The sequence below is a fragment of the Ideonella sp. FW305-24 genome, from assembly GCF_058788035.1.
Window position 1 is genome coordinate 220,151 of record NZ_JBYTAI010000001.1, and the last position, 24,681, is coordinate 244,831.

Annotated in this window: 25 protein-coding genes; 11 read left to right on the top strand and 14 right to left on the bottom strand. The window is 67.2% G+C overall.

The features are described 5' to 3' along the window. The first annotated feature begins 8 nt into the window (after positions 1–8). The 5 genes from AC3WR5_RS00960 to AC3WR5_RS00980 are packed head-to-tail and all read left to right on the top strand — an operon-like array spanning position 9 to position 3,735. Positions 9–848: a gallate dioxygenase gene (locus AC3WR5_RS00960; protein WP_141286933.1), complete on the top strand. Its 840-nt coding sequence runs from the start codon at positions 9–11 to the stop codon at positions 846–848. A gap of 10 nt (positions 849–858) precedes the next feature. Continuing rightward, complete coding sequence (locus AC3WR5_RS00965; RefSeq protein WP_141286934.1) at positions 859–1,218, top strand: protocatechuate 3,4-dioxygenase; 360 nt, start codon at positions 859–861, stop codon at positions 1,216–1,218. After that, on the top strand, positions 1,215–1,967 hold the full coding sequence (locus AC3WR5_RS00970) for an alpha/beta fold hydrolase (protein ID WP_141286936.1): 753 nt from the start codon (positions 1,215–1,217) through the stop codon (positions 1,965–1,967). Before AC3WR5_RS00965 ends, AC3WR5_RS00970 begins: the two co-directional genes overlap by 4 nt. Further along, positions 1,964–2,425 carry a nuclear transport factor 2 family protein gene (locus AC3WR5_RS00975; RefSeq protein ID WP_492481166.1) on the top strand — a complete coding sequence of 154 codons (462 nt, stop codon included), beginning with the start codon at positions 1,964–1,966 and terminating at the stop codon, positions 2,423–2,425. Before AC3WR5_RS00970 ends, AC3WR5_RS00975 begins: the two co-directional genes overlap by 4 nt. 56 nt (positions 2,426–2,481) lie before the next feature. Then, positions 2,482–3,735: a LysR family transcriptional regulator gene (locus AC3WR5_RS00980; RefSeq protein ID WP_492481168.1), complete on the top strand. Its 1,254-nt coding sequence runs from the start codon at positions 2,482–2,484 to the stop codon at positions 3,733–3,735. 22 nt (positions 3,736–3,757) lie between these two features. On the opposite strand, the gene AC3WR5_RS00985 is transcribed toward AC3WR5_RS00980, so the two are convergent. After that, positions 3,758–4,726 (bottom strand): tripartite tricarboxylate transporter substrate binding protein, encoded by a 969-nt coding sequence (locus AC3WR5_RS00985; protein WP_492481171.1) that lies wholly within the window; start codon positions 4,724–4,726, stop codon positions 3,758–3,760. A 230-nt stretch (positions 4,727–4,956) separates the two neighbouring features. On the opposite strand from AC3WR5_RS00985, the gene AC3WR5_RS00990 reads away from it, so the two are divergent. After that, positions 4,957–6,201 carry a Rieske 2Fe-2S domain-containing protein gene (locus AC3WR5_RS00990; protein WP_492481173.1) on the top strand — a complete coding sequence of 415 codons (1,245 nt, stop codon included), beginning with the start codon at positions 4,957–4,959 and terminating at the stop codon, positions 6,199–6,201. Positions 6,202–6,292: 91 nt separating this feature from the next. Beyond that, a complete protein-coding gene (locus AC3WR5_RS00995; protein ID WP_492481175.1) occupies positions 6,293–7,258 on the top strand; it encodes a PDR/VanB family oxidoreductase in 966 nt (321 codons plus the stop codon). 121 nt (positions 7,259–7,379) lie between these two features. On the opposite strand, the gene AC3WR5_RS01000 is transcribed toward AC3WR5_RS00995, so the two are convergent. The 9 genes from AC3WR5_RS01000 to AC3WR5_RS01040 all read right to left on the bottom strand — a co-directional run bounded on the left by AC3WR5_RS01000 (position 7,380) and on the right by AC3WR5_RS01040 (position 19,088). Continuing rightward, on the bottom strand, positions 7,380–7,574 hold the full coding sequence (locus AC3WR5_RS01000; RefSeq protein ID WP_492481177.1) for a hypothetical protein: 195 nt from the start codon (positions 7,572–7,574) through the stop codon (positions 7,380–7,382). 334 nt (positions 7,575–7,908) lie between these two features. Beyond that, positions 7,909–8,070 carry an IS66 family transposase zinc-finger binding domain-containing protein gene (locus AC3WR5_RS01005; protein WP_492482581.1) on the bottom strand — a complete coding sequence of 54 codons (162 nt, stop codon included), beginning with the start codon at positions 8,068–8,070 and terminating at the stop codon, positions 7,909–7,911. A gap of 155 nt (positions 8,071–8,225) precedes the next feature. Beyond that, the gene (locus AC3WR5_RS01010) at positions 8,226–8,918 is read right to left on the bottom strand and encodes an ABC transporter ATP-binding protein (RefSeq protein WP_492481179.1); all 693 of its coding nucleotides are present in this window, start codon (positions 8,916–8,918) and stop codon (positions 8,226–8,228) included. Next, a complete protein-coding gene (locus tag AC3WR5_RS01015; RefSeq protein WP_492481181.1) occupies positions 8,911–10,146 on the bottom strand; it encodes an ABC transporter permease in 1,236 nt (411 codons plus the stop codon). The genes AC3WR5_RS01010 and AC3WR5_RS01015 overlap by 8 nt, the downstream gene beginning before the upstream one ends. Positions 10,147–10,156: 10 nt before the next feature. Continuing rightward, positions 10,157–11,452, bottom strand: coding sequence for an efflux RND transporter periplasmic adaptor subunit (locus AC3WR5_RS01020; RefSeq protein WP_492481183.1), 1,296 nt, complete (start codon positions 11,450–11,452; stop codon positions 10,157–10,159). Positions 11,453–11,704: 252 nt separating this feature from the next. Continuing rightward, positions 11,705–12,529 carry a universal stress protein gene (locus AC3WR5_RS01025; RefSeq protein WP_492481185.1) on the bottom strand — a complete coding sequence of 275 codons (825 nt, stop codon included), beginning with the start codon at positions 12,527–12,529 and terminating at the stop codon, positions 11,705–11,707. Between the two features lie 82 nt (positions 12,530–12,611). Beyond that, positions 12,612–15,170, bottom strand: a complete 2,559-nt coding sequence (mgtA, locus tag AC3WR5_RS01030; protein ID WP_492481187.1) for a magnesium-translocating P-type ATPase — start codon at positions 15,168–15,170, stop codon at positions 12,612–12,614. A 9-nt stretch (positions 15,171–15,179) separates the two neighbouring features. Beyond that, positions 15,180–15,638 carry a hypothetical protein gene (locus AC3WR5_RS01035; protein ID WP_492481189.1) on the bottom strand — a complete coding sequence of 153 codons (459 nt, stop codon included), beginning with the start codon at positions 15,636–15,638 and terminating at the stop codon, positions 15,180–15,182. 588 nt (positions 15,639–16,226) lie between these two features. Next, entirely contained in the window at positions 16,227–19,088 is a 2,862-nt protein-coding gene (locus tag AC3WR5_RS01040) for a hybrid sensor histidine kinase/response regulator (RefSeq protein ID WP_492481191.1), read from the bottom strand. Between the two features lie 246 nt (positions 19,089–19,334). Between AC3WR5_RS01040 and AC3WR5_RS01045 the strand changes: the two genes are divergently transcribed. Next, positions 19,335–19,469, top strand: a complete 135-nt coding sequence (locus AC3WR5_RS01045) for a universal stress protein (protein ID WP_231012974.1) — start codon at positions 19,335–19,337, stop codon at positions 19,467–19,469. Between the two features lie 50 nt (positions 19,470–19,519). Here AC3WR5_RS01045 and AC3WR5_RS01050 read toward each other — a convergent pair whose 3' ends face one another. From AC3WR5_RS01050 to AC3WR5_RS01060, 3 genes are all read right to left on the bottom strand, one after another. After that, positions 19,520–19,645, bottom strand: a complete 126-nt coding sequence (locus AC3WR5_RS01050) for a hypothetical protein (protein ID WP_492481193.1) — start codon at positions 19,643–19,645, stop codon at positions 19,520–19,522. A gap of 13 nt (positions 19,646–19,658) precedes the next feature. Next, positions 19,659–19,811, bottom strand: coding sequence for a hypothetical protein (locus AC3WR5_RS01055; RefSeq protein ID WP_492481195.1), 153 nt, complete (start codon positions 19,809–19,811; stop codon positions 19,659–19,661). Between the two features lie 196 nt (positions 19,812–20,007). Next, a complete protein-coding gene (locus AC3WR5_RS01060) occupies positions 20,008–20,400 on the bottom strand; it encodes a PAS domain-containing protein (RefSeq protein WP_141285570.1) in 393 nt (130 codons plus the stop codon). Positions 20,401–20,573: 173 nt separating this feature from the next. Here AC3WR5_RS01060 and AC3WR5_RS01065 point away from each other — a divergent pair, with 173 nt between their 5' ends. From AC3WR5_RS01065 to AC3WR5_RS01075, 3 genes are all read left to right on the top strand, one after another. Beyond that, positions 20,574–22,052 carry a PAS domain-containing sensor histidine kinase gene (locus AC3WR5_RS01065; RefSeq protein ID WP_492481198.1) on the top strand — a complete coding sequence of 493 codons (1,479 nt, stop codon included), beginning with the start codon at positions 20,574–20,576 and terminating at the stop codon, positions 22,050–22,052. 182 nt (positions 22,053–22,234) lie between these two features. Beyond that, the gene (locus AC3WR5_RS01070) at positions 22,235–23,122 is read left to right on the top strand and encodes a Crp/Fnr family transcriptional regulator (protein ID WP_141285566.1); all 888 of its coding nucleotides are present in this window, start codon (positions 22,235–22,237) and stop codon (positions 23,120–23,122) included. 350 nt (positions 23,123–23,472) lie between these two features. After that, entirely contained in the window at positions 23,473–23,793 is a 321-nt protein-coding gene (locus tag AC3WR5_RS01075; protein ID WP_492481200.1) for an ElaB/YgaM/YqjD family protein, read from the top strand. Between the two features lie 339 nt (positions 23,794–24,132). On the opposite strand, the gene AC3WR5_RS01080 is transcribed toward AC3WR5_RS01075, so the two are convergent. Then, positions 24,133–24,660, bottom strand: coding sequence for a flavodoxin family protein (locus AC3WR5_RS01080; protein WP_492481202.1), 528 nt, complete (start codon positions 24,658–24,660; stop codon positions 24,133–24,135). Positions 24,661–24,681 lie beyond the last annotated feature (21 nt).

Consider the following 24,681-nt stretch of genomic DNA (forward strand, 5'->3'; position numbering starts at 1 on the left):
AGCAGACCGTGGCAATCATCATTGGCGGCATCGGGACATCTCATGTCCCGACCATCGGCGTGGCATACGACAAGGGCAAGCAGCAAGACCCGGCGTGGGCGCCGCTGTTCAAGGGCTACGAGCCGGTTGCGGCGTGGCTGGCGGCTCATCGGGCCGATGTGCTCGTGTTCTTCTACAACGACCACTGCACCACGTTTTTCTTCGACCTGTACCCGACCTTTGCGCTCGGGGTCGGGGCCACGTTTCCCGTTGCCGATGAAGGCGCGGGCCTCCGGCCACTGCCACCGCTGCGGGGCGATGTCGAGTTCCAGGCGCATATCGCCGAATCACTCGTCAACGACGAGTTTGATCTGACCATCTTCCAGGAAAAACCGATCGACCACGGCTGCGCAGCGCCTTTGCCCTTGTTGTGGCCGCATGTGCCCGATTGGCCGGGCAGCATCGTGCCGATCGCCATCAATGTGCTGCAGTACCCGCTGCCAACCGGCAGGCGTTGTTACCGCCTCGGTCAGGCGGTGCGCCGCGCCATCGAGTCGTATCCGGTCGACCTGCGGGTAGTGGTGGTCGGCACCGGCGGCTTGTCGCACCAGATCCACGGCGAGCGCACGGGCTTCAACAACACCGAATGGGATCTGAAGTTTCTCGAACTGCTGGAGAACGATCCGGAGCAGTTGATGAACATGACGCACGCAGACTACGTTCGGCTTGGCGGCGCCGAGAGCGTCGAGCAGATCATGTGGCTGTCCATGCGCGGTGCACTCGGTGACCGCATCCGCAAGCTGCATCAAAATTACTACCTGGCCACGACCACCGCGATGACCGTCGTGCTGTATGAAACCCAGACCTGAGGCGCGAAGCATGAATCCACAAGTCGAGGGTATGGCGGCGTTGGGCGGTACCTACGTCTTCGATCTGCGCGTGAGCAACCGCACCCTGAAGTTGAATCGCTTCTTCTGGAACATGATCAACGCCGAAGCGCGCGATGCCTACCTGGCCGACAGCGAACGGTCGATGTCGAACGCCGGGCTGTCGGACGGCGAAAAGGCCATGATCCGCCGGCTCGACTGGATAGCGCTGGTGCGCCACGGCGTCAACTTCTTCGTGCTCGAGAAGTTCGCCCGCGTGGTGAAGACACCCAATCTGGTCGTGTACGCGCTGATGCGGGGCGAGACCTTCGAAGCCTTCATGCGGACGCGCCAAGTGCCGAGCCTGCGATGAACAAGCCCGTGCTGCTTCTCTTGCCCGGCCTGCTGTGCGACGGCGCGAACTGGGCGCCGCAATGCCGCGCCTTGGCGGATCTTGCCGACTGCCGGGTGGCAGCCTATGGCGCACTGGACAGCATCGAGGCCATGGCGACGCATGTGCTGTCCACCGCGCCGCCGGGCGCTTTCTCCCTGGCCGGGCACTCGATGGGTGGACGGGTGGCGCTGGAGGTGCTGCGCCGAGCGCCGGAGCGAGTGGAGCGCCTGGCGCTGCTGGACACGGGCTTCCAGGCGCTGCCCGAGGGGGCGGCTGGCGAACAGGAGCGCGCGGCACGGCTCGACCTGCTGAGCCTGGCGCGCGCCTTCGGCATGCGGGCGATGGGCGAACCCTGGGCGCGCGGCATGGTGCACCCGGCCTGCGTTGGAACACCGGTGTTCGAGACCATCCTGGAGATGATCGCGCGCAGCACGCCGCAGATCTTCGAGGCCCAGATCCGCGCCTTGCTGGGCCGGCCGGACGCGAGCGAACTGCTGCCGCAGATCGTTTGCCCGACCTTGCTGCTGTGCGGTCGGGAAGACCGGTGGAGCCCGCCGGAGCGGCACCAGAGCATGCACGCCATGATGCCGACTTCGAGGCTCCAGATAGTCGAAGCATCGGGCCACATGACCACGCTGGAGCAGCCGCAGGCCGTCTCGCAAGGTCTCGCCGCGTGGATGGGTGCCTCGCTCATCGAGACCGGCAGTGTGGCGCAAGGCCCAGCATGAGCGATGGGACCAAAGCCGCCATGGTCGAACAATGGATCGCCAGGCAAGCCTGCACCGACCTCGTGGTGCGCGGGGTGTCGTGCATAGACGCGCGGGACCACGACGGCTTCGCCGCCTTGTTCGCCGACGACGGCGTGCTGGTCCGGCCCGGCGCCGAGCCGCTGCATGGACCGGCCGCCATCGCGGCGTCCTACCGCTCGCGGCCGTCCGATCGCCTGACCCGGCACCTGATCACCAACACGCTGGTGACGCTCCAGACATCGAGCCGCGCCCACGGACACAGCTGCGTGCTGCTCTGGAGCGGCCTGTCGAGCGACGAGGCCGGCCTGTTCGGTCGACCGGCGCAGCCTCGACAGGTGCTTGGCGAGTTCGAGGACGACTTCGTGTGTACACCCTCTGGCTGGCGCATCGCGCGCCGTGAAGCGCGCTTCGTGTTGTTTCGCGAGGACGCCGAGTGAGCACGGGACCTGTCACTGACGCTGGGCGCCGCGCTGCCGGATGGCGGCCACCTTCCGTGACGCAAGACCCGGTCGAGGTCAACATGCGGCAACTGCGTGCCTTCGCCGCTGTGGCGCAGCACCGCAGTGTGCGCAAGGCGGCGGACAGCCTGCACCTCACCCAGCCCGCCGTCACGCGCGCCGTGCGCGGGCTGGAGCTCGAACTCGGCCTGACGCTGTTCGACCGCAGCTCGCGCGGCATGTCGACCACCGACGAGGGCGACCTCGTGCTGATGCGTGTACGGCGGGCGATCGAGCACCTCGAAGGCGCCGGGCGCGAGATGGATGAAGCCGCCGCCGCGGGCGAGCCTCGCGCGCGCCGCTGCAGCCTGGTCGGCCAAGTGGCGCGGCGGCACCTGCAGGCAGTGATCGCCATCGCCGATCACTACACCGAGACGGCGGCAGCGCTGAGTCTGGGCTTGTCTCAACCGTCGATCACGCTGGCGCTGCGCGACCTCGAACGTATCGTCGGCCGTGACCTCTTCCTGCGCACATCGCGCGGCATGGTCGCGACCACCTGCGGCCAGATCATGGTGCGCTGCGGCAAGCTGGCGTTGGCCGAGATCGGTGCCATCGGCAGCGACCTGGCCGCCAGCGTCGGCCTGGTCAGCGGCCGCTTGCTGGTGGGCGCTTTGCCGCTTTCGGGCACGGTGCTCGCGCCACGGGCGATCAGCCAGCTCACCGCGGCGCATCCGGAGTTGCACGTGAGCGTCATCGAAAGTCCGTACGACGCTTTGCTGCAAGGCCTGCGCTGCGGCGACATCGACGTGATGGTCGGCACGCTGCACCCCAGCCCGCCCAACGACATGGTGCAGGAGCGCCTGTTCGATGACGTGCTGTCGGTGGTGGTGCGTCCGGGGCATCCGCTGGCGCAACGCAAGCGGCTGGCACTGCCCGACGTTGCGAATGCCGAGTGGGTGGTGCCGTACCGCCGCACTCGCTCGCGCAACGTTTTCGAGCGGGCGATCCTGGCAGCGGGCCTGAGCCTGCCGGCCCACGCGATCGAGTCGAACACGGTGGCGATGGTCCGCGGGCTCCTGCGGGCGAGCGACCGGTTGTCCGTGCTGTCGCGTCGGCAGGCCCTGCACGAGCAGCGCAACGGCCAGCTGACGTTGTTGCCGATCGAACTGGTCGGCACCGAGCTGCAGATCGGCGTGGTGATGCGCGCTGACGCGATCCGATCGGCCGGGCTTGAGGCGTTGCTGGCGGAGCTGCGCGCCTTGTGCGAGGAAGAGTCGATCAGCGACCTACCGACTGCCGCGACCCTGTAGCGGCCGCGGCCAGCGCGGAGCGTCAATCGATGGTGATGTTGCCCGCTTTGACAACGGCCTGCCAGCGCTGCATTTCGCTCTTCACGTAGGCGTCGAAGCTCTCAGGTGACGAGGCGACGGGCTCCAGGCCGATTTCGGCGAGCCGCTTGACGACTTCGTCGTTCTTCAGCACGGCGGCGAAATCGGCGTTCAGGCGCTTCACCAACTCGCGCGGCGTGGCGGCGGGCACCACGATGCCGTTGATGCTCTGCACATCGAACCCGGCATAGGTCTCGCCGATCGCCGCAATCCTGGGCGCGATGGCATCGCGTCTGGCGCTCAGCACCGCGATGGGCCGCAAGCGCCCGGCAGTGACATGGGGTAGTGCGCTGAACAGCGGATCGATCAGCACGTTGACGCGGTTCTCGAACACATCGCCGTAGGCGGCGCCGCTGCCCTTGTAGGGCACATGAGCCATGTCCAGGCCGGAGGTGAGCTTCAGCAATTCGCCAGCCAGGTGCATCGAGCTGCCGGCGCCTGGCGTGGCGTAGCTAAGCCTGCCCGAGTTCGCCCGCGAGTAGGCCAGCAGCTCTGCCAGCGAGTGCACGGGCAAGCCGGGCGCCACCGAGAGCAGCAGACCGGAGCGCGCGGTCAACGTCACACCGGCCAGGTCCTTCTGGGTGTCGAACGGCATCTTCCTGCGCAACGCCGGGTTGATCACATGCGAGGTCACGACCATGCCCAGCGTCGATCCGTCCGGGGGCGACTTGGCCACGTAGTCGGTGCCGATCATCGTGCCTGCGCCGGGCTTGTACTCGACCAGCAGGGGCTGTTGCCAGATCTTGGCCAAGTGGCGCTCGAGCAAACGTGCCAGCGTGTCGGTGCCGCCGCCCGGCACGTTGGGCACGATCAGCCGCATCGGCTTGTTTGGCCACTTGCCGGGCGGGTAGCTCGTCTCGGCGAATGCGCGGCTCGGGAACGCCAGGGCGGGGATCGACGCGCTGGCGACCATGAACTTTCTTCTAGTGGAATTCACCGGCCTTGTCTCCTTGGAGGTCTTGAGAAGAATTCTGCGGGCTTGCAGTGGCTCGCGCGCTGCGATTCGCAGCCGCAGCGATGCCGATTCCCTATGGCACCCAGCGGCGCGCTATCGGCAGAACGCATCGCCGCATGCCAATCTGCATTGGCGCCCGGGATGCTTGCTTCCTAGCATCGATGCTCTTCTTTCAACGAGCCCGAGCCATGAACGAACAACTTCTCCAGCCAACCGCCAAGCCCGCAAGAACCGTGGTGCCGATCGTTCCGGCCAGCGGCAGCGCACACGGCTACGTGCCGGGTCAGCCCGACGAACTGCTGACGCGCATCGGCCCGGGCCAGCCCTGCGGTGAAATGCTGCGGCGCTACTGGCAACCGGTCGCTGCGTCCGCAGCGGTCACTCGCCGGCCGCAGCTCATCAAGGTGCTCGGCGAGGAGCTGGTGTTGTTCCGGACCGGCAACGGCCAGGTCGGGCTGCTGTACCCACGCTGCATGCACCGCGGGGCTTCACTCTATTACGGCAAGGTCGGCGCCGACAGCATCGCCTGCTGCTATCACGGCTGGCGCTTCGACACCGAGGGCCACTGCCTCGGCCAACCCTGCGAGCCCGACAACGGCCGTTTTCGCGACAAGGTGCGCCAACCCTGGTACCCGACCGAAGAGCGCTACGGGCTGGTGTTCGCCTACTTGGGCCCGCTGGACAAGAAGCCGGTGCTGCCGCGCTACGACATCCTGGAAGACCTGGCCCCTGGCGAGTTCCACGAGACCAGCGTGGGCGGCTGGGGTGCGACACGCGACGAAACCTTCGCCGCCACACCGCACGTGCCCTACAGCTGGCTGCAGATGAATGACAACATCATGGACCCCTTTCATGTGCAGGTCCTGCACTCGACCTTCAGCGTAGTGCAGTTCGCCGAGGAGTTCGCCGTGATGCCCTCGGTGGAATTCACGCGCACGCCGAACGGCTCGCAGGCAGTGGCCAAGCGCGTGCTCGACGACACCGAGTTCAGCCGCATCACCAGCTACTTCTTCCCGAACGTGATGTCGATCCCGGGTACCGACGTGAGCGACGGCCGGGCCAACCGGATCTCCTGGGTGGTGCCGGTGGACGACACCCACTACGTGCAGGTACTGGTGGCACGCACCGCAACGGCGGGGGTGTTCGGCACGATGCGGTGGAAGGGCAAGGCCTGGGGCGAGATGACACGCGAGGAGTTGCAGGACTCGCCCAACGACTACGAGGCGCAGGCGAGCGCCGGCGTACTGAGCTTGCACTCCGAAGAACATCTCGGCACCAGCGACCGAGGCATTGTGATGATGCGTCGCATGCTGAAGGAGCAGATCGCCGTGGTGGCCGAGGGCGGTGATCCTCTCGGCACGAGCTTCGATCCCGGACAGCCGGTGATCAGCGTGCCGGCGGGGCACTTCTTCCGGCCTCTGGACAAGGCCTGAACGGCGAGGCACCGTCATGTTCCTGAACAACGCTTGCCAACTGCCGGGCACCCCCGGCCCTGTGGCGCTCGCCAGCCGAGGAGGACCTAGCATGGGCCACACCACCGACATGCTGCGCGTGATGGTGGCGGCACGCAACGTGGAGGCGGTCGACATCTGCAGCTTCGAGTTGGTGGACGCTGGCGGCGGAGCGCTGCCGCCATTCTCGGCCGGCTCGCATGTGGACGTATTGATCCGCGACGGCCTGACACGCCAATATTCGCTTTGCAACGATCCCGCCGAGAGCCACCGCTACCGGATCGCCGTGCTGCGTGACGCCCAGTCGCGAGGAGGCTCGAAGGCGTTGCACGACGAGGTGCGGGTGGGCGACAGCCTGACGATCAGCTTGCCGAAAAATCACTTTGCTCTCGCTCACGACGCGCAGCGGCATCTGCTGCTGGCAGGCGGCATCGGCATCACGCCAGTGCTGTGCATGGCGGAGCGCCTGGCCCGCATCGGCGCCGAATTCGAATTGCACTACGCCACGCGTTCTCGCGAACGCACCTCGTTCATCCGACACCTCGCGGCGTCGTCGTTTGCGGGCCGTGTGCACCACTACTTCGGCGACTCGGAGTCTCGCCTTGTGCTCACCGACCTGCTCGCGGCGCCCGTCGGCAACACCCACTTGTACGTGTGCGGCCCGAAAGGGTTCATGGACGCGGTGTTGACGACCGCCCGTTCCGCCGGCTGGCCGGAGGCCGCGTTGCACCACGAGTTCTTCGGCGCCGCTCTCGCCCCATCGGCGGACGATGCAGGCTTCCAGGTCAAGCTCGCCAGTTCCGGGCAAGTCGTCTGGGTGCCGAAGGAGATCAGCGTGGTGGCCGCGCTCGCGCAGGTGGGTGTGGAGATACCCACCTCCTGTGAGCAGGGTGTGTGCGGAACCTGCCTGACCCGAGTGCTCGCCGGCGAGCCGGACCACAAGGATCTCTACCTTTCGCCCGCCGAGCAGGCGGCGAACGACCAGTTCCTGCCGTGTTGTTCGAGGTCTCGCTCGGAGATGCTGGTGCTGGATCTTTGATGGGAGCCGCCTCGCGACGAAGACCCTCGACCCGCCAGGCGACTGCAGCCGATTGCCCGCGCCGTGCGAGGTGCGCTTCCGCGCAACTGGCATGCCCAGGCAGAGCGATCAGCCTTCTTCTTCACCCTTGATCGCAGGCTAGGGTGACGCCTTGAGCAGGCTGCACCGTGAACCTGACGCTGGCGAGTGCCTGGAAGACTTCGGCGCAGACGTGTTGTGCGCCGTCTTCGTTGCCCACCACAGCCACGGCCGCCACCTTGCCATAGGCCGGCATGTGGCCCCTGATTTCGTCCACCTCGCTGATGGAGGCGTCCATGCGCTCGAACTCGCGCTTGCAACGCTGGCGGGCTGGCCCAGCCTGATCCGGGTGCCGATGACGACGATGTCGGCCGACATGATCTTGCTGCGAACCGCCGGCCATGCGTCTCAGGACCCCTCGTCGGACTTGACGCCAGGGAGTATGTCAATGTCGGCGGCGCGAATCGGCTCCCCTCGACCTTCATCCCGGGCTAACCACTCCAGCTCGGTTTCGACGCCATCTGAATACGTTTCGACACAACAACGACGGTCCATTTGCGTTCGTCTCCCTCGTTCGCACCTGACGCGGTCACTGCCCCGCCTTTCGCCTCAACGCCCACTACCACGGCTCTCTACCGCAGCAGCTTGAGGTGGTTTGGAGCCTGCTCCTGCAAGCAGGACAGCTTGGGCCGCACATGGCGGATGCCCTTTAGGTGCGCCGACACGTACTCGAGCTGCTCGGAGACGTGCTGGCCGATCTGGCGCAGGCGACCACCACAGGCGGTGCAGCGCAGGGCTGGCCTGCGCTCTGCGGAGAAGGCAGACCGTGTTGACCAGGCTGGGCACCGCTGCCGCTTTGCTTGCCGCGTTGATCGTCACGCTGCTGCCCGCCGGGGCCCTGGCTGTCAAGGCCCTGCCCGGCCCCTTGGCCGCTACCGCCCTTGAAGGCTCACTCGACGATGCGACCGTCGACGACCTGAAGCGTCTTGTCGCAGCAGGCCGCGAGCGACGGGTTGTGGGTCACGAACAGCACCGTCGTGCCGTGTTCGACATTGAATCGGCGCAGTAGTTCGAACACGCTTTCGGCGCTCTTGGTGTCAAGGTTGCCAGTCGGTTCGTCGGCCAGCAGCAGCGCCGGGTTCATCGCCAGTGCGCGGGCCACGGCCACCCGCTGCTGCTGGCCGCCGCTCATGTTGCCGGCCAGGCTGTCGCGCCACTTCGAAAGCCCCACGTTTTCCAGCAGCTCAGCAGCGCGTGCGGCCATCGCACCGTTCGGAAAACCACTGGCACCCAGCATGGGCATCATCACGTTTTCCAGCGCGGTGAAGGCGGTGAGCAGGTGGTGGTACTGGAAGACGAAGCCGATGCTGTGGCCGCGCAGGCGCGTGAGCGAGTCTTCGTCCAGCGTGGTGGTTTCCTGGCCGCAGATTCGCAGCGTGCCGCTGCTGGGCCGGTCCAGCAGCCCAACAATGTTCAGCAGCGTGCTCTTGCCCGAGCCGGACGGTCCCATCACGGCGCAGAACGCGCCCTGGGGCACGGCCAGGTCGATGCCATGCAGCACCTCGGACTCGTTGGGCCGTCCAGCATTGAAGACCTTGCGCACCCCGCGCAGTTCCACCACAGTGTGGACCAACTCAGCCACGGATGGCCACCGCCGGGTCCAGCCGCGCGGCGCGCAAGGCTGGCGCAAAGGCAGCGAGCAGCCCGGTCATCGCCGCCAGCAGCACCGTCCAGCCGAACAGCCCGGGTTCGATGGCGAGCGCGAACAGCGGCGTGCCGTCCGGGTTGACCGCATAGTGCTGCCAGAGCCATACCGCGCCAAGGCCCAGCAACGAGCCACCCATGGCGCCCGCACAGCCCAGCAGCCCGCCTTGCAGCAGGAAGCTGCGCAGGATCTGGCCGCGTGAGATGCCCATGGCCCGCAGGATGCCGATCTCGCGCGATTTCTGCACCACCGAGACCACCAGCACGCTGGCGATGCCAAAGGCCACCGACAGGCCGACGAAGAATCGGATCGCGGTGTTGGCCGTGGTCTGCGCCTGCACCGCGGAGAAGAACTGGGCATTGGTGGCAATCCAGCTGTCAGCCTGGACGCCGGTGGCCGCGGTGATGCGCCGCGCCAGCACCTCGGCCTGGTAGACGTCCTGCACCGTCACGTCGATGCTGGAGACACCGCCTGTCAGCCCCAGCAGGCTTTGCGCGGTGTGCAGCGCAACAAAGGTGGTGCGCTGGTTCGCGCCCTTGTTGCCGAGGTCGACGATGCCGGTCACGGTGAGCGTGTTCTCACCGCCCGTGGCGGCCGACAGGCGCAGCTTGTCGCCAACGCCCACGCCCAGGTCGCTGGCCAGCTCGGTGCCGACAATGACATCACTGCTGGTCAGGCGCTCGCTGCCACGCACCAGCTTTTCGGGCAGCGGGACGATGCGAAAGTACAGCGCCGGCTCGATGCCCACCACCGAGATCGCACGGCTGGCGTCGCCTCGCACCGCCAGTGCCGAGCCGCCGGCTGAAGGCGAGACCACCAGCACGCCCGGCATGGCCTGGATCTGCGCCATCACCGCCTGCCACTGGTCGATCGATTTCAGCCGTTGCAGCGGCGCCTGCACGATGGCGGCTTCCACCGCGCGCGGGTTCAACGCTCCCGGGCCCAGCACGCGCGCCACTTCCTTGGGCGGCAGCAGCTGGATGTGGGCCTGGGCGCTCAGCACGCGGCGAACGAAGTTGGCCTGCATGCCGGCCAGAAGCGAGGACATGAAGACGATGACCGCGACACCGATGGCCACGCCACCGCTGATGAACAGGGTCTGCATGCGGCCCTCGCGCAGGAAGCGCAAGGCAACAATGGCTTCAAAGGGCAACCAGCGTGGCATGGCCGGCCGATCAAGGTGCCACGCGCGGCACCGGCGACATCAGCGGCCGCAGCCGGTCGCCCTCGCGCAGCGTGGCCACCGAGGCCGGCACCACCTGGTCGCCAGCCCGCAAACCGGCGAGCAGCTCGGCCTGGCCGCCGCTGCGCAGGCCCAGGCGCACAGCCTGGCGTTTCGCCCTGCCGCCGTCCACCCGCAGGACCCAGGGCTGCGAGCTATCGGGTTCGTGCACCGCGGCCAGTGGCAACAGCAGCGCCTGTGGCCGCTCGGCGGTGCGAATGTCGACCGAGACCGTCATGTCCTGCCGCAGGAAAGCAGGCGGCCGCGCCACCGAAAGCTTGACCTCGACCGAACCGCGCTGGGCGTCCACGCCAGGGTTGATGTAGCTCACCGTGGCGGCAAAGCGCTGCTCGGGATAGGCGTCTGCCGAAGCCTGCGCGGGCTGGCCCACAGCCAGCAGGTGCAGGTTTTTCTCGTCGATCTGCACCACCAGCTCGGTGGCCCCGGCGGGCGACAGCACCATCAGCGCCTTGCCGGGCTGCACCACGTCGCCCGGTTCCACGTCGCGGGCGATCAGCGTGCCGGCCACCGGCGCGGCGACCTGGGTGTAACCCAGCCGCGAGCGCGCGGCGTCGGCGCTAGCGCTGGCCTGGGCCAGTGCCGCGCTGGCAATCGCTGCGTCGCTGCCGTCGGGCTGCGCGGCCTCGAACTGCGAGCGTGCCGCGCGCACCTGGGCCTCGGCCAGGTCCACGGCCTTGCGGGCCTCGTCCAGCGCCGCCTGGCCGATGAAGCCCTGGCGGAACAGATCCCTGCTGCGCTGCCATTGCAAGCGCGCATTGGCCTGCGTGACCTCGGCCTGCTGCAGCGTCGCCTGGGCCACCGGTGCCTGCACTTCGCGCAACTGGCGAAGCCGCGCCTGCGCCTGCTGCACCGCCACCTCGGCCTGCAGCAGCGCTGCCTGGGCTTCGGTGTGCTCCAGCACGATCAGGACCTGGCCAGCGATGACCACCTGCCCTTCGTCCACCGGCACCCGCTTGACGGTGCCTACCACCTGGCTGCCCAGGCTCACGCGGTGCGGTGCCTGGACATGGCCGCTGGTGACCACCGACTGCACGAAGTCCCGTTGCACGACGGTCTCGACCGGCACGCGTGGGCCTTCGATCATCCTCAGGCCGGCCAGCGCCAGCAGCAAGGCCACCGCGGCAAGGCCCGCGAATTGCCAGCGACGGCGCAGCAATGCAGCCCACCAGCCTCGAGGCAGCGCAGGCGAGGCGATCTGCGCCGCCAGCGCCGGGCTATCGTCGGCCATGGGACTGGATGGCAAGGTCTGGGCTGACACGCCTGTGGCTGGCGCGGCGATCACGCGCCACGGGCGGTCTGCAAGGCACGGCCTCCCGCTGTTCGCTGCGGCGGACAGGCAGCAACTCATGCAGTGCATTCGAGGATGCATGTGTCGTCGGCCATCGCCCTCTCCTCGGTGTGTTGGACTGATTCTGTGCGGGCGGCAGAACCGGAGCCTTGCGCCAACGCAAGCGGTTGCATGCCAACTGCGCGCGAGGGCTCAGTGGGCCATCAGCACCGGCAAGTTCATCGAGTCCAGCACCGTGCGCGTCGCCCCGCCCAGCACCCATTCGCGCAGCCGGTTGTGGCCATAGGCGCCCATGACCAGCAGGTCGGCCGATGCGTCGGCTGCCAGCGAGAGCAAGGCATCGCCGACGTCCTGCTCGGGCAGGCTGTGCATGGCCATCGGGGCCGTCACGTCGTTGAGCCGGAGCCAGCGCTGAAGCGCGACACAGCCCACGCGGTCGGCGTCGCGCGTCCTGGCGTCGCAGGCGATGTGGATGAGTTCCGCCTGGCGCAGCCACGGCAGCGCCGCGGTGGCCGCACTCGCGGCTTCTCGCGTGGGCTTCCAGGCCAGCAGCACTTCTCGGCCGATCTGCGTGAAGCTGCCACTGCTGGGCAGGATCAGCGCCGGTTTGCCGCTGTCGGTGAGCAGCGTGGCGACGAAGCCGGGCGGCAACGCGCCAGCCAGTTCATCCTTCGCATCCAGCTGACCCAGCACCAGCAGGTCGGACAGCAGCGCATGTTCGAGCACGGCAGACTCAAAAAGCTCGCTGCCGGTTTCGGCCCAGGTCATGTTGCCCGAAGGCAGCTGGCGTTCGAACAGTGCACGCGCACGTCCGCGCTGCTCGCGGTCCAGCCGTTCGAGCAATGTGTAGGCCGAGGCCGCGCCTTCGGCGCCGGCAAAGGGCATGGCCAGCAAGGTGGGGACCACAGCGTACAGCGCAGTCAGCGCCGCCTGATGATCGCGCGCCAGCGCCTGCGCGACGGTGAGCCGAACGGCTGAGCGGGCCGAAGCGTCGAGGTGGACGAGGATCTGCTTCATGGTGAATGCCTCCGTTTGGCCGGGAATGAAGGAGCGCGCGCCGCCATCATGGGCAGCTGTGCACCATGGGCATTGACCTTCGTCAAGCCGGCCGTTGAAGGCGATGAAAGCCGCGCTTTGCGAACTCCACGCACACCAGGTAGAGCGCCGCGACGCCGGCGATGGCCAGCAGCATGCCGGCCGGTGGGGCCACGAAGCCCAGCAGCCCGGCCAGCGGCGTGAACGGCAGCAGCACGGCCACCGCCACGGTGGCCAGCGCTGCCGTGGCCAGCGCAGGGTGGGCGCGGCTGCGCCATGGGCGGCCGCGGGTGCGCAGCACGAAGATCACCAGCACCTGCGTGGCCATGGATTCGATGAACCAGCCGGTGCGGAACAGCGCCGCATCGGCGCCAAAACCGAGCCGCAGCATGGCGAAGGTCGCGAAGTCGAACAGCGAGCTAAGTGGCCCGAAGACCAGCGTGAAGCGGCGAATGAAGGCGGGGTCCCAGTCGTGCGGGCGCAGCAGCTCTTCTGCGTCCACCCCGTCGAACGGAATCGTCGCTTCGGAGGCATCGTAGAGCAGGTTGTTGAGCAGCACCTGCACCGGCAGCATCGGCAGGAATGGCAGGAACACCGAGGCCGCGGCCATGCTCAGCATGTTGCCGAAATTCGAGCTCGTGGCCATCATGATGTACTTCATCACGTTGGAAAAGGTTCGCCGCCCCTCGACCACGCCGTCGTGCAGCACGTTCAGGTCGCGCTCGAGCAGGATCATGTCGGCCGCGTCCTTGGCCACGTCCACTGCGGTGTCCACCGAGATGCCGACGTCCGCATCGTGCAGCGCCGGGGCGTCGTTGACACCGTCGCCGATGTAGCCGACGACATGGCCGCGGCTCTTCAGCGCATTCAGCACGCGGCTTTTCTGGGCCGGCGAGACACGGCAGAACACAGAAGTCTTCTGCGCCTGCGCGGCCAGCGCAGCGTCGTCGAGCTGTTCGATCTGTGCGCCGGTCAGCAGGTTGTGAACCGGCAGGCCGACCTGTGCACAGACGTGGCGCGTCACGCCCTCGTTGTCGCCGGTGAGCACCTTCACATGCACATGCAGCGCGCGCAGCCGGCTCAGGGCTTCGGACACGCCAGCCTTGGGCGGGTCCAGGAAAACCGCGAAGCCGCAGAACACCAGCTCGCGTTCATCGTCCAGCTGCGCATGGTCATGCGCGGGTGGCACGCGGCGCGAGGCCACGGCGAGCACCCGCAGGCCATCCCGGCTCAACGCATTGAAACTGGCGAGCACGCTTGCGCGGCCCTGGTCGTCGAGCGGCCGGCGTTGCGGCACACCGGCCACCGGCTCGGCCTGCGCCTGCGTGCACAGCGCGACCAGGTCCTCCGGCGCGCCCTTGACGATGAGCAGCCGCTCGCCGGCCCGCTCGACCAGCACCGACACGCGCCGCCGCTCGAAGCCAAACGGCACTTCGTCGAGCTTCTGCCAGCCAGCCGGGTCCACGCCCGGCTGTGCCAGGATGGCGTCGTCGAGCGGGCTGCGCAGGCCCGACTCGAAGTGGCTGTTGAGCCAGGCCAGTTCCAGCACCCGCGCGCTGGGACGGCCTTCGGCGTCGACCGCCCGCTCGAGCCGGATGCTGGCCACGGTCAGCGTGCCGGTCTTGTCGGTGCACAGCACGTCCATGCTGCCCATGTTCTGGATGGCCGGCAGATGCTTGACGACCACCTTGCGCCCGGCCATGCGCAGCGCGCCACGCGCCAGCGTCACCGAAACAACCATGGGCAGCAGCTCGGGCGTCAGCCCCACGGCCAGCGCCACGGCAAACAGGAAGGTCTCAGCCGAGAGTCGGTGGGCCAGCAACTGCGCGAAGGTCACGAACAGCACTAGCGCCGCGGTCATCTTGACCAGCAGCTGCCCGAAGCCGCGTGTGCCGCGCTCGAATGCCGTGGGCGCAGCGTGCTTTCCCAAGGCATGCGACATCTCGCCGAGGAAGGTCGATCGCCCGGTGCGGCAGACCAGCAGCGTCGCGCTGCCTGTCAACACCGATGCGCCCATGAACGCCGCATTCACCGCCGCGCCGATGTCGCCCTCGCCTGCATCGAGCTCCTGCGGCTTTTTCTCCACCGGGTAGGCCTCGCCGGTCAGCATGGCCTGGCGCACGAAGAAGTCGCGCGCCTCGATGACCCGACCGTCTGCGGGCACCATGTCGCCAGCCGCCAGCTGCACCACGTCGCCCGGCACGAGCGCCGCTGCGGGCACCCGCGTCACCGTGCCATCCCGAAGCACGTTCGCGTTCAGCGCCACTGAACGCTTCAGACGCTCGGCTGCGTCGCCGGCCCGGTGCTCCTGCACGAACTCCAGCGCAACGCTGCCCACCACGATGAAGGCGATGACGGCGGCGCTGGTCGCGTCGCCCATCACCGCGGAAGCCCCACACGCCAGCAGCAGCATCAGCACCAGCGGGCTGTTGAAGTGCGCCAGGAAGGCCGACGCCATCCGCCGCCGAGGCTGTTGGTCCAGCGTGTTGGCGCCTTGCGCCGCAAGCCGGCGTGATGCTTCTGCGGAGGAAAGTCCTTGTCGCTCGGCCAGCAGCGAAGTCAGCAGCTCGGCTGTCGGCACTCTCCAGAAATCGCGCGGTGCCGGCCCCGTTTGCTTGGACACGCCCTGACCTCAGTCGGTCCGAGCAGGCGGCATGGACGCAAGCAGGAGGGAGAGCCAGGGCTGCATCCAGTGGCCGGCCAGCACGCTTGTCGGCGCCGCAGCGCCAGGCCGCCTGGCGAGGGCGGCGGACCCGCCGTCCCGGACAGTGTCGGAGACGGGCAGATGCCCTGTGGCAGCGCGCCACCACGCATCGGCCCATGCCTGCTGGACGGCGTTGAGATGGAAGCTGGCGATCTCCTGCATCGAGCTGAGGGCGTGCTCAAGGGCCTGAGGGCCGGCTGCCACGCGAGTGAGCATCAGCCAACCATCGAGCCACTTCATGGCGAGTTGGTTGCCGCCCAGCGGGTGGAACCAGGCGTCGCTCCACTCATGCAGAAGACGCGGGCCATGCAGTGCATCCAGCACTGTCCACACAGCGTCAGGCCCAGATGTCGAGGAAGAGTCAGTTGGCACGGGCAACGCGGTCATGGCAATTTCCTGTTGAACATCCCTGAGAGATGACCGCAGCGAATGGCTGCACCAGGCGATGCTAGGCGCCCAACTTCGCAATCGCTTGCGCCAGCTCAAGCCTCGCCGCTTCGGCTGCCAGCCATGCCTCCACAAGCCGCCTGCCACGCCGCCTCGCTGCGCTGATCTGGCGCAATGTGCGTCCGGCCAATGGCAGTTCAATGACACCTCACGAAACAGGGGGCTCGCATGCAAGCCGCATCCACCTTGACCCGGCGGGCAGCCGGTGTGCGTCGGGAGACGGCGCAAGCCTGGAGGCGACCATGATCTGGCTGATCCTGGTGGGGCTGTGCATGCTCTGTGTGCTCCTCGGCGTCTTTCGGTTGGTGGTCATCGTGCTGACGCTCGATTGACCTGCGATGCAAGCCGCATGCGTCGGCTCAATCCACTGTCCGCAACGGCCTTGCCCTCCATGAATCAGGCAGGTGTCGAAATCTAGTGGTGCTTCCTGGTTTCAGCGGCACGGCCGCGGCCTGGCATTTCAGGACCAGCGCCCTGTCTTGACGCCGATCGCTGCAGACTTCTCGCCAGACCGCCGACCGCGCACCCTCAACGGTGATCCAAAGCACGAATCTCCGTGACGAGTGCCGCATGCCGCGCCGCCACCTCGTTGCCCAAGGATTGGACCAGGGCAAACGAGCGTGAACGACGGATGGCCAGTTCCAACTCGACCAGCATGGCGTGCAAAGACGCAGCCCCGATCGATCCAGCGGCGCGCTTGAGGGATTGAATCCTGGGCAAGGCCTCGCTCGCCTGGTGGGCTGCAAGCGCCGACTGGATCAGTTCGATGTCCGGGACTGAGGACTCGACGAATGAGCGCAGCACCCCCGCAAAAACCGTCTCGCTGCCGTTCACCATTTGAAGCCCATAGGCCGCGTCCAGGCCGGTCAACCGCCACATCGGCAGTTCCCGCATGATCGCTGCCGCCTCGGCAGGCCGACGTTGCGGCGGCCCGCGCGGTCCGGCCTCGACGGGCTTACTCGGCAGCCACCTGAGCAAGGCGTTGAAGAGCACATCGGGCTCAACCGGCTTGGCCACGAAGTCGTCCATGCCAGCTTGCAGGCACATCTCGCGGTCTTCGCTGAATGCGTTGGCCGACAGCCCGATGATGGGTCGCCCGGACCAGCCCGGCAGCGCACGGATGCTGCGGGTGGCCGAGAGGCCGTCCAGCACCGGCATCTGCATGTCCATCAGGACCAGGTCGTATGCCAGGAGCTGCGCCTTTTCAACTGCCACCTGGCCGTTCACTGCGCTGTCGACCTCCAGCCCCACGGCCTTCAGCAGTTCGGTGGCCACCTCCCGATTCACCTCGTTGTCTTCCACCAGCAGGATGCGGGCGCCGGTGTGCCTGCGTCTCAACTGTTCCTCGGGCCTGAGCTGCACGGTTGAGGGCACGGCAGGCACCGGCCCCAGGCCGCGGCTCAGCCGGGCCGTGAACCAGAAGGTCGAGCCTCGACCAGGCATGCTGGTGACACCGACCTCGCCACCCATCAGCTGGGCCAGGTGCTTGGTGATGGCCAGCCCCAGTCCCGAGCCACCATGCAAGCGCGTGACCGTGGTGTCCGCCTGCTCGAACGCATTGAACAGGCGAGGCAGCGCCTGGGCAGCAACGCCAGCGCCGGTGTCCTGCACCTCGAAGCGCACCAGCAAGCCCGCCACAGTCTCCTCGACCAGCACGGCCCTCAGCGTGATGCATCCCTTGTCGGTGAACTTCACGGCGTTGCTTGCGTAGTTGAGCAGCGCCTGCCCCAGTCGCGTCAGATCACCATGCAGCCAAAGCGGCACCGCATCGAGGTCCACCCGCACATCGATGCCCTTGCCGCGAGCCTGTTCGCAGATGATGGACTGCACGTTGTCGAACAGCGCCGTCAAATGAAGATCGGTCAGGTCCAGCTGGAAACCACCGGCTTCGATCTTGGACAAGTCCATGATGTCGTTGACCACCGACAGCAGGTGGCGAGCCGCGACGTCGATCTTGCCCAGGCGATCGGTCTGTTCGGGCGTGGATCCGGTTCGCTGCAGCAGCTTGGTCAGGCCGATGATCGCGTTCAGCGGCGTGCGGATCTCATGGCTCATGTTGGCCAGGAACGCCGACTTCATGCGATTGGCGGCCTCTGCTGCGAGGCGCGCCTGCTCGGTCCTTTCGCGCAGCTCCGTAACGTCGCGCAGCACGGCCGTGTAGTAACGCTGGCCATCGACGTCCAGCTTGGAGATCGACACTTCCACCGGGAGGTGCTGGCCGTCTGCACGCACGGCAAACACGGCGCGCTCTGCGCCCATGCGCCGCTTGGCAGAGCCACGGGCACCGAACTCCCGGACGAAACTGCTGTGTTCGGCCCAAGCCGACTGAGGCAACAGCGTCTCCAGCGTGCGCCCGAGCATGTCGCTGCTGCTGCGCGTGAACATTTCCTCTGCGGCGGGATTGAACAGCACGATCCGCTGTTCACCGTCCAACACCACCACCGCGTCCATGACGGATCCAATGATCTGGTCGAAGCGCAGCTCGTGGTGGCGCAAGTGCCGCTGCATCGCCGTTCGGCCCACTTCGCTCAAGTGCAATGCGTTCGCGGTTCGCCAGATCAGCAGCGCGAACAACAGGGTGTAGGCCACCGTGATGAGCGCAATGCCGAAAGTGCCTTGCACCTGCCCCCGGCGCTCGGCAAACAGCAGCAGCCAGCCCAGAATGAAGGGGCCGCACAGCACATAGGGCAACAGCCGCCGCGCGGCCATGCCACCGGCCCCCTTGTCGACCAACAGGCGCATCAGGCCCTCCGAGGGCCTGGCCAGCAGCGCGCCGAGGCACAACACCACGAGCCCGATCGCCGCGTGCAGCGCCAGCGTTGAGTAGGCCCCCACGCCGTACAAGGCCTCCACGCCATAGGCGTAGCCCACGCAGGCCAGCAGGCCGATCAGCGCCCCGACTGTGGCGGCCCCCTGCGCCACCGGTCGCCAGGGGCTGGCATCCAGCAGCAGCAGCGCCAGCGCAGCACACAACAGCCCGGCGGCCGTGGCCTCGGCCATGCGGCCCGCGGGCGCGTGGGCATGCGGATCCACCTCGACACGGATCAACAGCTGGTCAATGCCGAGATCTGCTGGCAGCAGGTATTCGGCCAGCGTCAGCAGACAGATCAGCACCACACAACCCAACATCGAAGCGCGAAACACACGCACTGCGCGCGTGGTGGCGGAGGTGCTGGAGGTGGCCAGCGCAATGCCGGCGAACAGGAAGCACACCGCCGTGTTCGGCTTCATCGAAGCAAAGTCGGGCTGGATGCGCGTGAGCCACGGCACCGTCAGCACCCAGCCCGCCAACACCACGGCACCCAAGCCCGCCACGGCGACGCCAGACGACTTCGCCATCCGCAGCGAATTCGCCACCAGCGTTGCATCCAGATTGTCGACAGGTGTCAAGATTGCTCCACCACCAGAGCCGCCCCCGGCTCGATGGCTTCAGCCTACTGCCGGGCCGCTGGCGCGGCGTTGCGGCAACTCAATGCTCAGAGCGCCCAAGGGCCGACGCTGGCGCCGGTTTCAACGGCGCGCGGGGAAAGCCGGCGACAGGCAGGACAAGCTGGCGAGATTGACGAATGTCAAACAAGGGCCAGGGAGAAAGGTGAGACTCGTGATGCCTCTGGCACTGGGTCGAGGCCACCGCACATGTACCACCGAATCCTGGTCCCCGTTGACGGAAGCCCGACCAGCCGGCGCGGCCTGCAAGAAGCGATTGCCATCGCGAAGGCAGCGGCGGCACCATCCGCCTGCTGCACGCTGTGGACGACCTCCGCTTCGTGACCTGAACCGGAGAAGCCGCTTGCCTGAATGCAGCCAGGCGTCTTCTGGCCTCAGGTGGCGCACACGCCGGGCCGGTACTGCGGCCAATGGCGCCAGTGCTTGTCGGCGCCATGGGCCCGGTTGTGGGCGTCGCGCATGCAGGCGACCGCATCGACATCGCGGATGTCACCCAGCACCACATCGACCCGGTTACGCTCGGAATGCGTCGAACGGCGCGATGTCCAACACCCGGGTGGGCACCCCTCTGGCGAGCAGGCGCCTGACCAGGTTGATGCCGAGGAAGCCAGCACCGTCGGCGACGAGGCAAAGGCCAGGCGGCATGGTTGGGTGGGGGATCTTCATCGTTGTGGTCACGAGCCGCCATCCTCCGGCCTCGGCGCTCGTGCAACCTGGATCAGCCGCAAGCGCTTGCCGTTGCCAGTGGGCGCTGGTGCATGGCGACGATTCGTTGGCGATACAGCAAAGCCAGGCCCTCCCGCTTGTCCCCGGCGCGGGACGGGCCCGCCCGATCCGGGTGGCACGCCCTCCCCCTTGTCGCTCAATGGTGGCGCAGCAGCAGATAGGACATCGCTCGATCAGGCGAGCAAAGCAGCCGCATTTGCACCTTGGTGGGTCTCATGCGCCAGGTCAGCACATAGTCGATGGTGGCATCGAGCGCCATGCAATCGGCCCAGGCATCCTGGAAGCGCTGGGCAATCAGGTAGTTGTTCATGCACTGCGCGACATCGGTGAACAACGCTCGGCCAATGACGTTCTTCGGCCGCAGCCCGCTGAAGCTCGATTCGCACGCGTTGTAGCGACGGATCACGCCCGTGGCGTCGAAGCCGATGACACCAAAGCGCAGGCGATCCAGCGCCTCGTCGCCCAGCCATTCGACGCGCCTCAGCGCGTCAGCACAATCAAGGTTCAATTGCGAGTCAAGCGTTTGCATCGTGAAGGCGTGTCGTTGGCAGATGAAGAAACCACGGCGCAGCAGCAGGACTGGCTGCCTCGTCAAGCGCCAAGTTAAGCGACACCGAGGAGGGCGCCATTGACGACCCTCAATGCGGCGTCATGGCCGAACACGTAACTTGCGATCAAGCCTCTCTGCAGGACCAACCTGCCATGCACCTCGCAAACCCAGCCACCTCGTTTCCCCCATGCGACCTGGGCGGGCTGCGCCCGGTCCTCCAGCAACTGCCGGGGCCGCTGCTGCTCATCCGGGAGCAGCGCATCGCGTTTGCCAATGAGCCTGCACTGTGCCTGCTCGGCAGCGAAGCCTCGGCGCTGCTGGGAAGGTCGCCGCTGGAACTGTTCCACCCCGGCTCGATCGAGCTGGCAAGGACACGCCTGGCGACTGCGAAGTCAAAAGCTGACGCGGCGGTCATGCCGGCGATGGAGGAAAGCATCCTGCGCGCCGACGGCAGCACCCGCTGCGTGCAGACCAGCGTGGCCTTTGGGGTCGAGTCCGGCGAACCCGTCCAGCTGATCTTCATGCATGACGTCACCGACCTGCGCTGGGCGCAGTCTGAACTGCTGAAGTCGCAGGCGGAACTGCGGCAGGTTGCCGCGGCACGCGAAGCGGCGCAGGAATTCGACCGCCAGCGCATCGGGCGGCTGCTTCATGACGAACTGCTGCAGCCGCTGGCCGCAATGCGCATGGAAGCCGGGGCGATCGACCCGCACGCCAGTGCGCAAAGTGCCGCGCCGATGCTGGCGCGGTTGAGCGAACTGGCGCTTGCGGCCATCGACACGACGCGCGGCATCATCGACGACCTGCATCCGCCCATGCTCGACGAACTGGGCCTGTCGGCTGCGCTGGAAGCATTGCTGGCGCGCTTCGCCCAACGCACCCAACTTCGCTGCAGGCTGCTGGGGCCCAGCGTCGGGGTTGCAGAGAGTGCGACCGAACAGGCCGCCAGCCTCTGCCTGTACCGCGTGGCGCAGGAGGCGCTGGCCAACATCGCGGAACATGCGAGAGCCGGCCGGGTCGAGGTGCGTCTGGCAAGGCGCAGGGGCCGCCTGGCGCTTCGCGTTCACGATGACGGAATCGGCATGCGCAGCGCCGATCAACGCCCGAGCGGTGCTTCCGGCCTGCTGGACATGCGCGAGCGCCTGATGCAACTGGGCGGTGGCCTGGAAATCTCCGGCCGCTCCAAACGGGGCACGACCATCGAAGCGTCCATTCCGATTGTCAATCACCGGTCGCGTGCCGGCCATGTTCCGGCCATACCGGGCCAAGAGGATGCCTATGACAGCCTGCTGAGCTTCCTGTACCGTGCACCCGTGGGCCTGCTGAAAGCCGGCACGGACGGTCACATCGAGATGCTGAACCCGATGGCCGCGCAGATGCTGCTGCCGCTGGCCCCGCAAGCCGGCCTGGAAAACCTCTTCGAGGTGCTGCACCTCGCGGTACCAGGCCTGCGCTCGATGGCCACCCGGCAGCCCCTGCCCTCCGGGGTCATCTGCGAGTCGCTGCGTTTCGAGGTGCCTGCAGGGCCACGGCATCCGCCGCGCGCCCTTTCGCTCAGCCTGCTCAAGCAGCACGGCGCAAGCCTGATGGCGATGATCACCGACGCCGCCCCTGGCACGCCGGCCGCCTGAAGCGCGGGCCTGCGAGTCGGTTCGGCCGACTCCTAAGCATTGTTCGGAATCCTTCCCGGCCTTGTTGGCCGTGGCGCCGATGGGTGCTTGCAGCCCCGGCCGATTGCCGCGAACCAGGTTTCGCGAGACCCTGAAGGCAGGGCCCTTCAAGTTCCAGCGGGCCTGACCACGGAGGCCCAGACATGACAGTCAACCACTCGATTCACATCCAAGCGGCAGTTGCAGGCGCTTGGCGAAGCCTGGGAAACGACCTGGCGCCCATCGCGGAGAAGGGCCGGTTGGGAGACCTGATCGGGACCTTGGTCGGCCACGCGAGCACGGTTCGAACAGCCGACGAGACCGTGCCAGTCGCCTTGTGGCGGCTGCGCGAGCACGCGACGCTGCTGCACGAGGGCGGGCCGGCCCAGACCCTGTACATCCTGCGATCAGGCAGCCTGAAGTGCATTCACACCCAGGAAGATGGTTATGAGCAGGTCCTGTCCGTGGCCCTGCCAGGCGACCTGCTGGGTTTCGAAGCCCTGCACAGCGGGCGCCAGCCCGTGGGCGTCGTCGCATTGGAAGATGTCACCGTCTACGCGCTGCCCTTGAACGGCTTGCGGGCCTTGCGCCAGCAATGCCCGGCACTGGACCACGCCATGCAGCTGACCCTCAGCCGGCAACTGGTTCGCGCGGCCAGCACGGCGGAGATGATCGCCGCGGTCGCTTCCGATGTGCGCCTGGCGCGCTTCCTGCTGTGGATGTCCACGCGCATGGCCGAACTGGGCCGCTCACCGTTGCGGATGGTGCTGCGCCTGAGCCGGCGCGACATTGCCAGCCTGCTGGGGGTCGCGCACGAAACCGTCAGCCGCTCGTTCACGACCCTGGCTGACGCAGGCCATGTCACGGTCGACAACCGGGAAGTCGAGATCCTGGACCTGGCCGGCTTGCGGCAGCGGGCCCTCAGCACACGCAAGCAGCTCGACGATGCCGTTCGTCCCTCGCTTGGCTCGATGGTGAGACCCAGCCTGGCATCTGCGCCAACCATGAGCTGGTTGCCCGGGACTGCGGCACGCCCGGCCGCCGTCGCTTGAGCCGAGGCCCGGAACGCGGGGAGCTCCCGCCTTGGCCTGGCCAGGTGCCGCCAGCACATCGGCGCCTGTTGATCGTGAACCTTCCCGCGACGCCGGCCCGCATTCGGGTGTGGGGTCCAACACCGGCGTGCACCTCTCGACCGCCTTGGCGCAAAACATACCTTGCTCTCCTCACTGGCCGTGGCCGGTTTGCGCAGTCTCAAGCCGGTTGTCCTCAGGCCAAGAAGCGCAGCTTGAGGTTTCTCAATCACCCGCCCGCTGGCCCGCTTTACGCTTCATGCCATCGATGCCAACTCCTGAACAAGCGAGGGTTGCCATCTGTCTTCCGTCATTCATCAAAGGACATGTCAATGGACGCGATCAACGCATCGGCAACTGCTGTTCAAGAGCGCCTCGCCGACACGCTGCACGGCGTCGTCAGCGAGGCAGAGGCACTTTTGAAGACGGCTCAGCATGGCGGCAGCGAGCAATTCGCTGCCGCACGCGACCAGCTCGAAGCCCGCGTGCGGCGCGCACGGTCGGAGCTTGCCGACCTGGAGGACAGTGCCTTGCGCAAGGCACGCCGCGCGGTTCGCGCCACCGACCGCGCAGTCCAGGACCATCCTTACACGACAGCAGGCCTGTTGGCAGGTGTGGGCCTGTTGATCGGCGTGCTGATCGCCAGGCGCTGAGCACCGAAGGCACCCCGCCTGGCCATGACCAGGCACGTCCGCTCGGAGGCGCATGCGATGTCCAAGCCAACAGCCAGGTTCCGGATCAAGCCCCTGCCCTCGCCGGGTGGCGTGCGCAGGCTTTGCCCTCCCAATGCCGCCGCTTTGCAGTTGCAATGGCCGGCACCGAAGGATCTGCCGCAGGTGCTCCTTTCGCCAGCGACGCTGTCCGAATCGCCCCCGGCCATCGTCCCGATGTCGGAACAGCTGCTGACCCGACTGCGCGAAGCAGGCCTTTGACGTCCGCACCGCTGCACCGCCGGCAACCCCAGGCAGCCCGCGGAGCCGGTGGCTCGCGAATCACTGTGCCACGAGATGCGATCCGTCTGGCACCAGCCCCGGCGCAGAGGCCGACTCTGCCGCGCCAAGCAAGGACACGAAAGCGTTGATCTTGGCGCCGGCCATCTGGCTGTCGATCTCGCGATCGGTGAGTGCCAGCGTGGCCAGCGGAGCACGGCGCAGTTCGCCTTCCAGCGCACCGAACGCCTTCTCTGCGCCAGCCCCCCCCATGGTGCAAAAGAACGCACAGCGGTTCACCGAAACGGCGTGCGCCCGCGCGAACGCCCGCACAGGCGACGACAAGTGCCAACCCCAGACCGGCGTGCCGATCAGCATCAGGTCGAACTGGGCAGGATCCACCGAGACCTTGCCAATTTCGGATTGCAGGCCGAAGGCCGCCTCGCACACGCTGCGCAGGTAGCCCCAAGCGCCCAGGCGGGAACTGGCTTCGGTGATCGGGCACAAAGTGCCACCGAGACGTGTGGCAAGTTGCTCGGCAACGCGCCGGGTGTAGCCGGTACGCGAGAAGTAAACAATGAGCACTTTCATCTTGATCTCCTGTGATTTGCG

Coding starts and splice junctions, on each gene's coding strand:
- AC3WR5_RS00965 (WP_141286934.1), top strand. CDS start 859: ATGAATCCACAAGTCGAGGGTATGGCGGCGTTGGGCGGTACCTACGTC.
- AC3WR5_RS01020 (WP_492481183.1), bottom strand. CDS start 11,452: ATGGCCGACGATAGCCCGGCGCTGGCGGCGCAGATCGCCTCGCCTGCG.
- AC3WR5_RS00970 (WP_141286936.1), top strand. CDS start 1,215: ATGAACAAGCCCGTGCTGCTTCTCTTGCCCGGCCTGCTGTGCGACGGC.
- AC3WR5_RS00985 (WP_492481171.1), bottom strand. CDS start 4,726: ATGGTCGCCAGCGCGTCGATCCCCGCCCTGGCGTTCCCGAGCCGCGCA.
- AC3WR5_RS01075 (WP_492481200.1), top strand. CDS start 23,473: ATGGACGCGATCAACGCATCGGCAACTGCTGTTCAAGAGCGCCTCGCC.
- AC3WR5_RS01015 (WP_492481181.1), bottom strand. CDS start 10,146: ATGCCACGCTGGTTGCCCTTTGAAGCCATTGTTGCCTTGCGCTTCCTG.
- AC3WR5_RS00990 (WP_492481173.1), top strand. CDS start 4,957: ATGAACGAACAACTTCTCCAGCCAACCGCCAAGCCCGCAAGAACCGTG.
- AC3WR5_RS00995 (WP_492481175.1), top strand. CDS start 6,293: ATGGGCCACACCACCGACATGCTGCGCGTGATGGTGGCGGCACGCAAC.
- AC3WR5_RS01035 (WP_492481189.1), bottom strand. CDS start 15,638: ATGACCGCGTTGCCCGTGCCAACTGACTCTTCCTCGACATCTGGGCCT.
- AC3WR5_RS01060 (WP_141285570.1), bottom strand. CDS start 20,400: ATGCAAACGCTTGACTCGCAATTGAACCTTGATTGTGCTGACGCGCTG.
- AC3WR5_RS00975 (WP_492481166.1), top strand. CDS start 1,964: ATGAGCGATGGGACCAAAGCCGCCATGGTCGAACAATGGATCGCCAGG.
- AC3WR5_RS01080 (WP_492481202.1), bottom strand. CDS start 24,660: ATGAAAGTGCTCATTGTTTACTTCTCGCGTACCGGCTACACCCGGCGC.
- AC3WR5_RS01045 (WP_231012974.1), top strand. CDS start 19,335: ATGTACCACCGAATCCTGGTCCCCGTTGACGGAAGCCCGACCAGCCGG.
- AC3WR5_RS01065 (WP_492481198.1), top strand. CDS start 20,574: ATGCACCTCGCAAACCCAGCCACCTCGTTTCCCCCATGCGACCTGGGC.
- AC3WR5_RS01055 (WP_492481195.1), bottom strand. CDS start 19,811: ATGAAGATCCCCCACCCAACCATGCCGCCTGGCCTTTGCCTCGTCGCC.
- AC3WR5_RS01025 (WP_492481185.1), bottom strand. CDS start 12,529: ATGAAGCAGATCCTCGTCCACCTCGACGCTTCGGCCCGCTCAGCCGTT.
- AC3WR5_RS01000 (WP_492481177.1), bottom strand. CDS start 7,574: ATGGACGCCTCCATCAGCGAGGTGGACGAAATCAGGGGCCACATGCCG.
- AC3WR5_RS01070 (WP_141285566.1), top strand. CDS start 22,235: ATGACAGTCAACCACTCGATTCACATCCAAGCGGCAGTTGCAGGCGCT.